This window comes from Pseudomonas sp. s4, assembly GCF_046764235.1.
GTDB lineage: Bacteria > Pseudomonadota > Gammaproteobacteria > Pseudomonadales > Pseudomonadaceae > Aquipseudomonas > Aquipseudomonas asiatica.
Window position 1 is genome coordinate 2,771,280 of record NZ_CP177209.1, and the last position, 13,199, is coordinate 2,784,478.

Annotated in this window: 12 protein-coding genes; 11 read left to right on the top strand and 1 reads right to left on the bottom strand. The window is 65.0% G+C overall.

Annotated elements, in window-relative coordinates; genetic code table 11:
* Positions 1–215 precede the first annotated feature (215 nt).
* From ACK56M_RS13050 to ACK56M_RS13080, 7 genes are all read left to right on the top strand, one after another.
* Positions 216–1,196, top strand: a complete 981-nt coding sequence (locus ACK56M_RS13050) for a quinone oxidoreductase family protein (RefSeq protein WP_015270228.1) — start codon at positions 216–218, stop codon at positions 1,194–1,196.
* A 13-nt stretch (positions 1,197–1,209) separates the two neighbouring features.
* Positions 1,210–2,058, top strand: coding sequence for a TauD/TfdA dioxygenase family protein (locus ACK56M_RS13055; RefSeq protein WP_013972530.1), 849 nt, complete (start codon positions 1,210–1,212; stop codon positions 2,056–2,058).
* 54 nt (positions 2,059–2,112) lie between these two features.
* Positions 2,113–3,162 (top strand): 3-keto-5-aminohexanoate cleavage protein, encoded by a 1,050-nt coding sequence (locus ACK56M_RS13060; protein ID WP_015270229.1) that lies wholly within the window; start codon positions 2,113–2,115, stop codon positions 3,160–3,162.
* Between the two features lie 194 nt (positions 3,163–3,356).
* A complete protein-coding gene (locus tag ACK56M_RS13065) occupies positions 3,357–4,670 on the top strand; it encodes an MFS transporter (protein ID WP_139657679.1) in 1,314 nt (437 codons plus the stop codon).
* Positions 4,667–5,320 (top strand): DsbA family oxidoreductase, encoded by a 654-nt coding sequence (locus ACK56M_RS13070; protein ID WP_280167970.1) that lies wholly within the window; start codon positions 4,667–4,669, stop codon positions 5,318–5,320. The genes ACK56M_RS13065 and ACK56M_RS13070 overlap by 4 nt, the downstream gene beginning before the upstream one ends.
* On the top strand, positions 5,317–5,643 hold the full coding sequence (locus tag ACK56M_RS13075) for a Rieske (2Fe-2S) protein (protein WP_015270232.1): 327 nt from the start codon (positions 5,317–5,319) through the stop codon (positions 5,641–5,643). Before ACK56M_RS13070 ends, ACK56M_RS13075 begins: the two co-directional genes overlap by 4 nt.
* Positions 5,640–6,650: a YeiH family protein gene (locus ACK56M_RS13080; RefSeq protein WP_015270233.1), complete on the top strand. Its 1,011-nt coding sequence runs from the start codon at positions 5,640–5,642 to the stop codon at positions 6,648–6,650. Before ACK56M_RS13075 ends, ACK56M_RS13080 begins: the two co-directional genes overlap by 4 nt.
* Positions 6,651–6,802: 152 nt before the next feature.
* Here ACK56M_RS13080 and ACK56M_RS13085 read toward each other — a convergent pair whose 3' ends face one another.
* Positions 6,803–7,861, bottom strand: coding sequence for an AraC family transcriptional regulator (locus tag ACK56M_RS13085; protein WP_015270234.1), 1,059 nt, complete (start codon positions 7,859–7,861; stop codon positions 6,803–6,805).
* A gap of 307 nt (positions 7,862–8,168) precedes the next feature.
* On the opposite strand from ACK56M_RS13085, the gene ACK56M_RS13090 reads away from it, so the two are divergent.
* From ACK56M_RS13090 to ACK56M_RS13105, 4 genes are all read left to right on the top strand, one after another.
* Positions 8,169–8,747: an RBBP9/YdeN family alpha/beta hydrolase gene (locus ACK56M_RS13090; RefSeq protein ID WP_015270235.1), complete on the top strand. Its 579-nt coding sequence runs from the start codon at positions 8,169–8,171 to the stop codon at positions 8,745–8,747.
* Between the two features lie 74 nt (positions 8,748–8,821).
* A complete protein-coding gene (locus ACK56M_RS13095; protein ID WP_015270236.1) occupies positions 8,822–10,777 on the top strand; it encodes a DUF1302 domain-containing protein in 1,956 nt (651 codons plus the stop codon).
* 38 nt (positions 10,778–10,815) lie between these two features.
* Complete coding sequence (locus ACK56M_RS13100) at positions 10,816–12,174, top strand: DUF1329 domain-containing protein (RefSeq protein ID WP_191472763.1); 1,359 nt, start codon at positions 10,816–10,818, stop codon at positions 12,172–12,174.
* A 21-nt stretch (positions 12,175–12,195) separates the two neighbouring features.
* Positions 12,196–13,191 (top strand): WD40/YVTN/BNR-like repeat-containing protein, encoded by a 996-nt coding sequence (locus ACK56M_RS13105; RefSeq protein WP_100413732.1) that lies wholly within the window; start codon positions 12,196–12,198, stop codon positions 13,189–13,191.
* Positions 13,192–13,199 lie beyond the last annotated feature (8 nt).

Here is a 13,199-nt window from a genome sequence, read left to right on the forward strand (position 1 = left end):
CAGGCAGAGACTTAAGTATTAGTCTGGCCATGGATAACCATCAAGGATACTCATGAATAAAACCTCGTTTTGTTGAACGGCAGGTCGACGCCCGTCCTGTCATCAAATGAAAACCCGCTGTCGTCCGATGCGAAGCACCCCGCACATCAAGGGCATACAGTCCAATCACCCAGAACTGACGCCATGCGTCCAGATCGATGATTGGAGAGACAAGCATGTCCAAAGTCGTACGTTTCCATCAGACCGGTGGCCCCGAGGTGCTGCGCTACGAGGACGCCGAGGTCGGCGAGCCCGGCCCGGGGCAGGTGCGCTTGCGCCAGGTGGCGGTGGGCCTGAACTACGCCGATACCTATTTCCGCAACGGCACCTACCCGATCCCGCTGCCCAACGGCATTGGCGTGGAAGCGGCCGGCGTGGTCGAGGCGGTGGGCGAGGGCGTGACCCAGGTGGCAGTCGGTGACCGGGTCACCTACACCGGCTTCCTCAACACCCTGGGCGCCTATTGCACCGAGCGCCTGATCCCTGCTGCCGCGCTGATCAAGCTGCCGGATACCATCGCCTTCGAAACCGCCGCCGCGATGACCATGCGCGGCCTGACCTCGGCCTATCTGCTGCGTCGGCTGCATGACTTCAAACCCGGCGACAGCGTGCTGCTGCATGCCGCTGCTGGCGGGGTCGGCCTGATCGTCGCGCAGTGGGCGCAGCTGCTGGGGCTTAACGTGATCGGCACGGTGTCCACCGAGGCCAAGGCCGAAGTGGCGCGCGCCCATGGCTGCAACCACGTCATCAACTACAGCGTCGAGGACGTTGCCACGCGCGTGCGTGAGCTGACCGACGGGGTAGGGGTGAACGTGGTGTTCGACAGCGTTGGCAAGAACACCTTCATGGGCTCGCTCGATTCGCTCAAGCGCCGCGGCCTGATGGTGTGCGTCGGCACGGCGTCAGGCACCATCCCGCCGTTCGACCCGCAGTTGCTGGCGATCAAGGGCTCGCTGCAGCTCACCCGCCCGGCACTGGCCGACTTCATCGCCGACCCGGCGGAAAAGGCCGACCTGGCCGGTGAGCTGTTCGATCACGTCGGCAGCGGGCGCATCCGTATCGAGATCAATCAGCACTACGCACTGCAGGATGCCGTCCAGGCCCACCGTGACCTGGAAGCGCGCAAGACCACCGGCTCGTCGATCTTCGTCATCTGAAGAGGGCAACAGCATGCACATCGAACAACTGACCTGCGCGATCGGTGCCGAGGTAAGTGGGGTCAACCTGGCCGACGCGATCCACGACGACGACCTGTTCGCCCAGCTTCGCGCGCAGTTGCTCCGGCACCGTGTGCTGTTCCTGCGCGACCAGCACTTCAGCCGCGCCGAACACGTGGCGTTCGCCCGCCGCTTCGGCGACCTGGAGGACCACCCGGTGGCCGGCAGCGACCCGGAGCATCCGGGCCTGGTACAGATCTACAAGCGCCCGGACCAGCCCAACGACCGCTATGAAAATGCCTGGCACACCGACGCCACCTGGCGCGAGGCCCCGCCGATGGGCTGTGTGCTGCGCTGCATCGAATGCCCGCCCGTGGGCGGCGACACGATGTGGGCGAACATGGTGCTGGCCTATGAAAACCTGCCAGGCGATGTGAAGGCCAAGATCGAAGGCCTGCGCGCCCGCCACAGCATCGAGGCGAGCTTTGGCGCCGCCATGCCGCTGGAAAAGCGCCTGGCGCTGAAGGCGCAGTTCCCCGATGCCGAGCACCCGGTTGTGCGCACCCACCCGGAAACCGGCGAGCAGGTGCTGTTCGTCAACGCCTTCACCACCCATTTCAGCAACTACCACACCCCGCAGCGGGTGCGCTTCGGCCAGGACGCCAACCCCGGCGCCAGCGACCTGCTGCGCTACCTCATCAGCCAGGCCTACCTGCCGGAGTACCAGGTGCGCTGGCGCTGGAAGCCCAACAGCGTGGCGATCTGGGACAACCGCAGCACACAGCATTACGCCGTCATGGACTACCCGCCGTGCCATCGCAAGATGGAGCGCGCCGGGATCAAGGGCAGCCCCACGTTCTGAATTCGTCGCCGTCGCTGGCGGCAACCGCACAATAACAATAGCGAGGACTACAGCATGCAATTCTTCGACGATTCGTTGCACCCGGAAAACATGGAAAAGGTGGTGATCACCGTGGCCCCCTATGGACCGGAGTGGATGCCCGAAGACTTCCCTGAAGACATTCCCCTGACCATGGACGAGCAGGTGCAGAAGGCTGTCGACTGCTACGAGGCAGGTGCCACCGTACTGCACCTGCACGTGCGCGAGCTGGACGGCAAAGGCTCCAAGCGCCTGTCCAAGTTCAACGAGCTGATCGCCGGGGTGCGCGAAGCGGTGCCGGACATGATCATCCAGGTTGGCGGATCGATTTCCTTCGCCCCGGAAAGCGAGGGCGAGGCGGCCAAGTGGCTGTCGGACGACACCCGGCACATGCTCGCCGAGCTGACGCCGCGCCCCGACCAGGTGACCGTAGCCATCAACACCACGCAGATGAACATCATGGAGTTGCTGTACCCCGAGTACCTGGAAGGCACCTCGCTGGCCAGCCCGGCGATTCATGCCGCCTACAGCGAAATGACCGTGCCGGCCGGCCCGGCCTGGGTCCGCGAGCACCTGCGCCGCCTGCAGGCCAGCAACATCCAGCCGCATTTCCAGCTGACCGGCATGCATGCCCTGGAGACGCTCGAGCGCATCGTCCGCCGTGGTGACTACATGGGCCCGCTGAACCTGACCTGGATCGGCATTGGCGGCGGTTTCGACGGCCCCAACCCGTTCAACTTCTTCAACTTCATCCACCGCGCGCCGGACGGCTGCACCCTGACCGCCGAATCGTTGCTGAAGAACGTGCTGCCGTTCAACACCATGGCCCTGGCCATGGGCTTGCACCCACGCTGCGGTAACGAAGACACCATCATCGACCAGCATGGCAAGCGCTTCACCTCGGTGCAGCAGATCCAGCAGACCGTGCGTGTGGCCCATGAGCTGGGCCGCGAGATTGCCAGCGGCAAGGAAGCACGCGCCATCTACCGCATCGGGCAGCAGTACGACAGCATCGAGCAGACCCTCGAGGCCAACGGCATGGCGCCGAATCGCCAGCCGGGTGTGAAGGGCGTGCCGCAGCGCTGACTTCACTGGCCTGCGCCGGCCTTTGTAGGAGCGGCCTTGTGTCGCGACAGGGCTGCACAGCAGCCCCGGCAATAGTTGAGTTGACGCTTCAATCGGGGGCCGCTTTGCGGCCCATCGCGACACAAGGCCGCTCCTACAGGGGGCGTGCCAATACATAAGAACAAGAAAAACCCACATCACCCCAAGGAGGCAACATGGCCACCTATCTCGCCAGTGCCGAAGATTCCGGCACCGACACCGCCCACAGCGTCCCCCGGCGCTATGCCTGGGTGGTCTTCGCCCTGACCTTTGGCCTGTTGATCTCCGACTACATGTCGCGCCAGGTGCTCAATGCGGTTTTCCCGCTGCTCAAGGGCGAATGGGCATTGAGCGACAGCCAGCTCGGCCTGCTCAGCGGTATCGTCGCGCTGATGGTCGGCCTGCTGACCTTCCCGCTGTCGCTGCTGGCCGACCGCTTCGGCCGGGTGCGCAGCCTGGTGCTGATGGCAGTACTGTGGAGCCTGGCCACACTCGGCTGCGCCCTGGCGGAAAACTACCCGCAAATGTTCATCGCGCGGTTTCTGGTCGGGGTAGGCGAGGCTGCCTACGGCAGTGTCGGCATCGCCGTGGTGGTCGCCGTGTTCCCCCGCGACATGCGCTCGACCCTGGCCGGGGCGTTCATGGCCGGTGGCATGTTCGGCTCGGTGCTGGGCATGGCCCTGGGCGGTGTACTGGCCCAGCACCTGGGCTGGCGCTGGGCATTCGCCGGCATGGCGCTGTTCGGCCTGGTGCTGGCGATGCTGTACCCGCTGATCGTCAAGGAGGCACGTATTGCGCCTCGGTGCGCGCAGCAGTCGCAAGGCAGGGCCGTTCGTCCGCTGCGCACTCTGTACAGCAGCCGTTCGGTCATCGCGGCCTACGTCGGCAGCGGGCTGCAGCTGTTCGTCGGCGGCACCGTGATCGTCTGGATGCCCAGCTACCTGAACCGCTATTACGCCATGGGCACCGACCGCGCCGGGGCAATTGCCGCAGTCATCGTGCTGTGCAGCGGTATCGGCATGATCCTCTGCGCCATGCTCTGCGACCGCCTCGGGCGGCAGCGCCCGGACCGCAAGATCAGCCTTGCCATCGCCTACTGCCTGGGCAGTTGCGCGCTGTTGTCCATCGCCTTCGCACTACCGGCCGGCACCGCCCAACTGGTACTGATCTGCCTGGGCATGATGATCGCCGCCGGCACCAACGGCCCGTCCAGTGCCATGGTCGCCAACCTCACCCACGCCTCGGTGCACGGCACAGCGTTTGCCACCCTGACCCTGGCCAACAACCTGTTGGGCCTGGCGACCGGGCCGCTGATCACCGGGCGCGTTTCCGACCTGATCGGCTTGCATGCCGCCTTCCAGCTGGTACCGCTGATGAGCATCGGCGCGGCGGCAGTGTTTTTCCTTGCCAAACGTCATTACCACCGCGACATGGAGCGTCTGCATGCACCGGCAGGCGACGCTGCCGCACCCCGGGAGTTGAAACCGTGAAACAGCTGTTGTCCGTCGAAGTGTTCTTCGATTTCGTCTGCCCCTGGTGCCTGATTGGCCAGCGACACCTGCAGGCCGCGCTCTTGCACTTGCAGCGTGAACAACCGCAAGTGCAGGTACAACTGCAATGGCGAGGTGTGCAGTTGTTGCCTGGCTTGCCAGCCAGTGGCGTGCCGTTCCATGCCTTTTATCTGCAACGCCTGGGCAGCGAGGAGGCGGTACGCGAGCGCCAGGCCCAGGTGCGCGCCGCTGCCCGTGTGGTAGGCGAGGACATCGACTTCTCGCGTATTCGCCGCATGCCCAACACCGGCAATGCCCATCGGCTGCTGCAACGGGCTGCTCAGTTGCTCGAAGCAGCGCAACTGGAAGCCTTGCTTGCACAGCTGTTCATCGCCTATTTCCACCAGGGCCGCGACCTGGGGGATAGTCGCACCTTGCTCGACATCGCCCAATGTTGCGGGCTGGATGCCGCGCAGGTGGTCGACTGCCTGCGTGACGACGGCAGCCCGTTCCTCGATGGGGCCGGGCGCGCTGGCAGTGCCGTGCCGCGTTTCCGTTTCAATCAGGGGCCGCTCGTTGCGGGTGCGCAGCCTGCCGAGGTGCTGTATGCGGCCATGACCGAAGCGCTGCAAGAGGTTGAAAGGGCATGACCCGGCGCATCGCATTGGCCCCCCATCAGGTGCCGGAACGTGACGGCCGTGTGCTGTTGGCCTGTGAAGGGCGCAGCGTGGCACTGTTCAATGTTGCCGACTCGCTCTATGCCATCGAAGACAGCTGCCCGCACCAGGGCGCGTCGTTGTGTGGCGGCCGGCTGGAAGGCCGTGTCATCCAGTGCTGCGCGCATGGCCTGCGCTTTGACCTGGCCAGCGGCTACCTGGTCAATTCCAGGGCCTTGAAGGTTGCCAGCTACCCGGTCGAGCAGCAGGGCGGGCAGTTTTACATCGTGTTTGACAGTGAGGAAGCGGGGCAATGAATACACTGGCACTTGGCGCTACCCATCAGCGTATCCGCACCCTCGCCCCGGGGGTGGTGGTCAGCCTTATCGTCGGTGCGGCCGCCAGTTTCCTCAGTGAGCATTACGCAGCGCCGGTCATGCTGTTTGCCTTGTTACTGGGGATGGCGCTGAACTTTCTCGCGGTCGATGGCCCCTGCAAAGCCGGTATCGAGTTTACCGCCCGCACGGTACTGCGCCTGGGCGTGGCGTTACTTGGCATGCGCATCACCCTGGACCAGATTGCCAGCCTGGGCTGGAAGCCCGTGGCCCTGGTCGTGACCCTGGTGGTGGTGACCATCCTGGTTTCGGTGGTGGTGGCCAAGGCGCTGGGGTTTTCACGGCTGTTCGGCATGCTCACCGGCGGTGCCACGGCCATTTGCGGTGCCTCGGCGGCGCTGGCGCTGGCAGCTGCCTTGCCCCAGCACCCGCGTAAGGAGCATGCAACGCTGTTCACCGTGATCGGCGTGTCGGCGCTGTCGACCCTGGCGATGATCCTGTACCCAATGATTGCCCAGTGGCTGCACCTGTCCCCAGCGCAAGCCGGGGTGTTCCTCGGTGCGACCATCCACGACGTGGCGCAGGTGGTGGGCGCGGGCTACAGCATGTCTACCGAGACCGGCGACATTGCCACCGTGGTCAAGCTTATGCGAGTGGCCATGCTGGTGCCGGTCATTGTCTGCGCGGCCATGATCACCCGGCGCCAGGGCCTCGAGGCCGGTGGCCAGCGGCCGCCCTTGCTGCCTTGGTTCGCGGTCGGCTTCCTGCTGCTGGCGTGCGTCAACAGCACAGGCTGGGTACCCGCCGCGGTGCAGGGCGGTATCAACGACCTGTCGCGCGGCTGCCTGGTGGTGGCGATCAGTGCCCTGGGCATGAAAACCCAACTCAAGGCGCTGGCCTCGGTCGGGGTGAAACCCATTGCGCTGATGGTGGGGGAGAGCGTGTTTCTTGTGCTTTTGGTGCTGGCGTTGATGCACTGGGGCCTTTAGAAAGTGACCGTGGGTGACAACACTCCGCGGCGCCTGCTTCGCGGGCAGGCCCGCTCCCACAGGGCCCGCGCTGGGTCGAGGGTTTGTACCATACCTGTTCTGGCCTCATCGCCGGCAAGCCAGCTCCCACAGGGATAGCGCATGGCGTGAGGTCAATACGGTCGAGGTGGGAGCTGGCTTGCCGGCGATGGGCTGCATGGCAGCCCCAATGGGCCAGCCCGCTGTGCCCGCCAACTGGCCGGCGGCATGCCGAACTGGGCGATGAACCAGCGGGTGAACGAACTGGGCATCGAATAACCCAGCATGTCGGCGATACGCCCCAGCGAATAGCCGGGGTTCTCCAGGTAGCGCATCACCAGGTCACGGCGCACGCTGTTGATCAGGTCCTTGAAGGTCAACCCGCTTTCCTCCAGGCGACGCTGCAGGGTGCGTACGTTCATGCCCTGGGTCTGTGCCACCTGTTCGATGGTGGCGCGGCCCATGGGCAGCAGCAGGTAGATGGTCTTGCGCAACTCCAGCTCCAGGGACGGCGTGCCGCCCGCCGGCAGGCTGTCCAGATAGCGCTGCGCCAGGCGCGCCATGGCCTCGTTGGCCTGCGGGCTGGCGCTGTCGAGGTCGGCGGCCGGGCAGACAATACCGTTGAATTCGCTGCCGAACACCAGCGTGCAGCCGAAAATGCGCCGGTGGGTGGCCAGGTCGGCGGGAGGCGCGTGGGTGAAGTTGGCGCTGATCGGGTGCCAGTGCGCACCCAGCAGCGCGGCGCACAGGCGCATCATCACGCCGATGGCCAGCTCGGTGGCCTGGCGGCTGCAGGGCGCGCGTTCGTTGATCACCTCCTCACGGATGACCACGGTCTTGCCGGCTTCCTCGATATGAATGGCCAGGGCGTCATTGAGCAGGTGACGGTACTGCACGATCACCTGCAGTGCATCACGCAGGGTGCGTTGGTGGCTGAGCAACAGGCTTATCTCGCCGAAGTCCGACAATTGCCGCAACTCGGCCATGCGCAGGCCGAAGCTTTCGCAGCGGGTGGCGCTGGCGGAGGCTTCCAGCAAAGCGATGACGCTGGCAACCGGAATACGCCGATTGGGGTCTTCGAGCAACGCGGCGCTGAGGCCAACCTGTGCCAACAGCGCATGGGGATTGAGGCCCAGGTGGCGGGACACCTCAAGGTAATTGGTCAAGCTGGCGGCACGGACTAGGGCAGGCATTTTTTGTTGTTATCCATGTTTTCCAGGCTAACTGCTGCTTTTTTGTAGGAGCAGCCTTGTGCTGCGAAGAGGCCGTAAAGGCCATAACAGTGATGTTCGTCGTACCGGCCTCTTCGCAGCACAAGGCTGCTCCTACAAAAAGTGAGCGGCTGATTGGTTTTATAGCCTGCGTGTCATGAATTGAAAAGCAAAGCCCCGTCATGGCCATTGTCATCAAATGAAAAGCCCCTGACGCCCAATGTGAAGCACCCGGTGGGTGGGCTGTTTACTGTGAACCTCAAGAGCTACACCGCACACGAGGTTCACCGTGGAAAAACTGCAAACCACCGCCACCGTGCTGATCGTCCCCGGCCTGCGCGACCATGTTGCCGAACACTGGCAGACCCTGCTCGCAGGCCGCCTGGCCAAGGTGCGCAGCGTGCCGCCGCTGCAGGTCGACGGCCTGAGCTGCACAGCCCGGGTCGAGGCGATCCAGCGCGAGCTGGACCAGATCCATGGTGAAGTGATTCTGGTGGCGCACAGCGCTGGCGTGCTGATGGTCGCCCACTGGGCGGCGCGCTACCGGCGGCCGATCAAGGGTGCATTGCTGGCGGCGCCGCCCGACCTGAACGCGCAATGGCCGGCCCACTACCCGAGCCCGGCCAGCCTGGCCGAGCATGGCTGGTCGCCATTGCCCCAGCAGTTGCTGCCGTTCCCCAGCATTGTCGCGGCCAGCAGCAACGACCACCTGGCCAGCTTTGCCGCAGCCAGCGCCCTGGCCCATGGCTGGGGTAGCGAACTGGTCGCACTGGGGGCCGTCGGCCACCTCAACCCGGCCTCCGGCTTCGGCCCCTGGCCGCAGGCCGAGGCCTTCATCCAGCGACTGGACCAGCCCAACCTGCAATAGCGCATGGACGCCCCAGCCACGCTCGCAAAAGACGGGCGGCGAAAAAAACAATAACAATACGTGGAGCCATCGTAATGCCAGAACACCGCATTTACCGCGCTGTGAAACCACAGCGCTGCCTGCTTGCCTGCGCCATCGGCCTGCTCACGCTGCCCGCCGCCCAGGCGTTCGAAGTCGATACCGGTAATGAAAACTGGGCCGTGCGCTTCGACAACACCGTCAAGTACAACTACGGCGTACGCACCGAAAGCGCCGACAAGCGCATGCTGGGCACGCCCAACAGCAACGACGGTGACTACAACTTCCGCAAGGCCGGCACCAACATCACCAACCGGGTCGACCTGCTGACCGAACTGGATGTGGTCTACCAAGGCAACACCGGCTTCCGCGTCAGCACCGCCAGCTGGTACGACAAGGCCTATGACAACACCGGCTCCAACAGCAACCCGTTCGTCAACGGCAACGGTGACCAGTCCGGCATCAACCCCAGCCTCAATGGCCTGCCTGGCACTGGTGTGCCGCTGGGCAGCCCGCACCTGAGCAACTACGCCCAGCGTTACTACAGCGGCCCGTCCGGTGAAGTGCTGGATGCCTTCGTGTTCTTCAGCCGTGAAGTTGGCGAGGCCTCGCAGGTCAGCGCCAAGCTGGGCCAGCACAACCTGTTCTGGGGTGAAACCCTGCTCAACCCGGTGCACTCGTTGAGCTACGGCCAGTCGGGCCTCGACCTGGCCAAGCTGGCCGCCTCGCCGGGCACCGAGGCCAAGGAGCTGTTCGTGCCGCGCAACCAGCTGTCGACCTCGTTCCTGGTCAACTCCGAACTGACCCTGGGGGCCCAGTACTTCTTCGACTGGGACGCCGCCCGCCTGCCCGAAGCCGGTACCTACTATGGCGGCTCGGATGTGGTAGGCGAGGGCGCCCAAAGCTTCCTGCTCGGCCACACCGGCACCCCGGGGCTGATCCCGGTGCGCGGCGCGCTGACCACCATCCGCCGTGGCCATGACCTCAAACCGGGCAAGAGCGGCGACTGGGGCATCATGGCCAAGTGGTCGCCGGAGTGGCTGGGCGGCACCCTCGGTTTCTACTACCGCAAGACCTCCGAGATCCTCCCGCAGGCCTGGCTCGACGCGCGCGGCATGACCGTCGCCAACGGCCCGTTCGGCAACCCGCCGGGCAGCCGCCAAGGTGCAGTCGGCAACCTGTACAACTCGCTGCAAAGCACTACCTACCAGTTCGCCTATTCCGACGACATCGACATCTATGGCCTGAGCCTGTCCAAGGATGTGGGTGGCATCAGTGTCGGCAGCGACCTGAACATCCGCCACAACATGCCGCTGGCGAGCATCCCGGCAATCGTCAGTGCCCCCGGCCAGGGTGGCCTGGGCGGCGGCTTCGGCCTGCTGCCGGCACGCCTGCCCAGCAGCGGGGTGATCTACGACGTACCCAAGGATGGCGACGGCCTGAGCGCCACCGGCGACACCTTGCACTGGACCTTGAACGGTCTGATGACCATTGGCGATACGCCGCTGTTCGATTCGGCAACCCTGCTTGGCGAGCTGTTCTACAGCAACCTGCTCAAACTCGATAGCCACAACGAGGCCTTGTACAAGGGCAAGAGCAGCTACCGCGGCATCGACAAGGCCACCCGCGACAACTGGGGCATCGCCGTCAACTTCACCCCTACCTGGTACCAGGTGCTGCCGGGCATGGACCTGAGCATGCCGCTGTCGGTCAACGTCGGCCTCGACGGCGTGTCGCCGGTGCAGGGCGGCGGCGCCGAGAACACTGGCAACTATGCGGTGGGCGTAAGCGCCGCGATCTACAACCAGTACTTCGTCGACCTCAAGTACGTCGACAGTTTCGGTGAGACCAAGGCCTGCAAGGACGGCCAGACCGACGGCAGCACCCCCAACGCCCTGGACGGCGAACAGGATTACACCTGCTACGGCGGCGGCTACGCCTCCTTCTCCGGCGGTGGTGCCACCACCGAGGACCGTGGCGCCCTGTACCTGACCGTCAAGACGACCTTCTGAGTCATGTTTCCTACAGCCTACACAGGAAGACAACCATCATGAATTTCGTACGTACCCTGCTGGCCTCGTGCCTGTCGCTGGCCGCCCTGAATGCTGCCCAGGCCGCCGTTTCCACTGACCAGGCCGCGCGCCTGGGCACCAGCCTGACCGCCATCGGCGCGGAAAAGGCCGGCAATGCCGATGGCTCCATCCCAGCCTACCAGGGCGGCCTGCTGACGCCGCCAGCCAGCTACCGGAGCGGCGCCAGCATGCGCCCCGACCCGTTCGCCAGCGACAAGCCGCTGCTGGTCATCGATGGCAAGAACGCCGAGCAGTACAAGGGCCAGCTGACTGCCACCACCCTGGAACTGCTCAAGCGCTACCCCAGCTACCGCGTCGATGTATACCCGACCCACCGTAGCGTGGCGCTGCCGCAAGCGGTACTGGACAACACCCGCAAGAACGCCACTGCCGCCAACAGCAAGGAGGGCGGTACGGCGGTGGACAACGTGCTGCCGGGTATCCCGTTCCCCATTCCGCAGAACGGCGCCGAGGCCATGTGGAACTTCCTGCTGCGCTATCAGGGCGTGAGCATGACTGCCAAGTACGACTCGTGGAACGTCGACGCTGCCGGCAAGCCATCGCTGTCGACCACCGGCCAGGCCAATATCAGCTACCCGATCTACGAGGACATGACCAAGCCGATCGGTGCCAAGGACACCTACTACCAGATGAAACTGGTGTACACCGGGCCCGCACGCCGTGCCGGCGAAGCGATGATGCTGCGTGATGCCGCCAACCCGCTGGTGCAGCCACGCAGCGCCTGGCAGTACCTGCCGGGCCAGCGCCGGGTCAAGCTGGCACCGAACCTCGCCTACGACACGCCCAACCCGGGCACTTCGGGTTCGGGTACCTACGATGACGTGTTCGTCTTCAACGGTGCGCTGGACCGCTACGACTGGACCTTGGTCGGCAAGCAGGAAATGTACGTGCCGTACAACACCTACCAGCTGACCTACAACACCGACGTCAAGCAGGTGATCACCCCCAACCACCTGGCGCCGCAGTTCGTGCGTTGGGAGAAGCACCGGGTGTGGGTGGTGGAAGGCAAGCTCAAGGACGGTGCGCGCCATATCTACCACAAGCGCCGCTTCTACCTCGACGAAGACAGCTGGATCGCCCTGGCCTCGGACCAGTACGACGCCCGTGGCCAGCTGTACCGCGGCTCGTTCGCCTTCCTTACCCAGAGCTATGACAAGCAGACCCCGGACGCCACGCCGTTCATGATCTACGACCTGATCGGCGGCACCTACAACCTCAATGGCGTGGTCGGTGCCTACGGCGGCATCCGCTATATCGACCCACTGTCGAAAACCCAGTGGTCGCCCGAGTCGCTGGCCGGCAACGGCATTCGCTGAACGCACGGAGCAGAGGTGGCAATGTCTGTCTTCAAACGATGCAGCGTGGTAGTTCTGGCTTTGGCCGCGCTGCAGGGCGCGGCCCAGGCTGCGCCCTTCACCGATGTGCTGGACCTGCCCGCCAGGCCCAGCGCCCTGGTCGCCAGCAGCGCCTTGCGCGATGTCATCCTGGCCGGCCAGCGCCTGGTCGCGGTGGGCCCGCGAGGGCACATCCTGTACTCCGACGATCACGGCGCGCACTGGCAGCAGGCCCAGGTGCCGGTCAGCGCCGACCTGAATGCCGTGAGCTTCGCCACGCCCGAAGTGGGCTGGGCGGTTGGCCACGATGGCGTGGTGCTGCACAGCCGCGATGGCGGCGTGCACTGGCAGAAGCAGCTGGATGGCCGGGCACTGGCCGAACAACTGCCGGGCACGGGTAGCGACAATGCCTTGCTCGACGTGTGGTTCAGCGATGCCCGCAATGGCTATGCGGTTGGCGTGTTCAACTTGCTGTTGCGCACCGTTGACGGCGGCGAGCACTGGCAGCCCTGGCTCGACCACAGCGACAACCCGCAAGGCCTGCACCTGACCAGCCTGGCCGCGGTGGGTGACGAGCTGTACATCACCGGCGAGCAAGGCCTGCTGCTGAAGCAGGACGGTGAGCGCTTCAGCCGTGTCGAGACACCCTACGCCGGCACACTGTTCGGTGCTGTCGGCAAGCCTGGCGTACTGCTGGTCTACGGCCTGCGTGGGCATGCCTACCGCAGCACCGATGGCGGCCGGCAGTGGCAACCGGTCAGCACGGGTGTGAACACCAGCCTCACCGCCGCCGGTGTCGACCGTGACGGCCAGCTATGGCTGGCCAGCCAGGCTGGCGACCTGCTGCTCAGCCGGGATGATGGCGCCAGCTTCAGCCCGGTGCCGCAAAGCGCCCGTGGCCCGGTGACCGCGCTCGCCACCGATACCGGCAACGGCCTGGTACTGGTGGGCGAGCGGGGCGTGCGCAACCAGCCCGGTAACCCCACGCTGCACCCATAACAAGAGAA

Bases quoted from the DNA above. Each gene is read 5' to 3' on its own strand.
- ACK56M_RS13050 (WP_015270228.1), top strand. From the start codon at position 216: ATGTCCAAAGTCGTACGTTTCCATCAGACCGGTGGCCCCGAGGTGCTG.
- ACK56M_RS13055 (WP_013972530.1), top strand. From the start codon at position 1,210: ATGCACATCGAACAACTGACCTGCGCGATCGGTGCCGAGGTAAGTGGG.
- ACK56M_RS13060 (WP_015270229.1), top strand. From the start codon at position 2,113: ATGCAATTCTTCGACGATTCGTTGCACCCGGAAAACATGGAAAAGGTG.
- ACK56M_RS13065 (WP_139657679.1), top strand. From the start codon at position 3,357: ATGGCCACCTATCTCGCCAGTGCCGAAGATTCCGGCACCGACACCGCC.
- ACK56M_RS13075 (WP_015270232.1), top strand. From the start codon at position 5,317: ATGACCCGGCGCATCGCATTGGCCCCCCATCAGGTGCCGGAACGTGAC.
- ACK56M_RS13080 (WP_015270233.1), top strand. From the start codon at position 5,640: ATGAATACACTGGCACTTGGCGCTACCCATCAGCGTATCCGCACCCTC.
- ACK56M_RS13085 (WP_015270234.1), bottom strand. From the start codon at position 7,861: ATGCCTGCCCTAGTCCGTGCCGCCAGCTTGACCAATTACCTTGAGGTG.
- ACK56M_RS13095 (WP_015270236.1), top strand. From the start codon at position 8,822: ATGCCAGAACACCGCATTTACCGCGCTGTGAAACCACAGCGCTGCCTG.
- ACK56M_RS13100 (WP_191472763.1), top strand. From the start codon at position 10,816: ATGAATTTCGTACGTACCCTGCTGGCCTCGTGCCTGTCGCTGGCCGCC.
- ACK56M_RS13105 (WP_100413732.1), top strand. From the start codon at position 12,196: ATGTCTGTCTTCAAACGATGCAGCGTGGTAGTTCTGGCTTTGGCCGCG.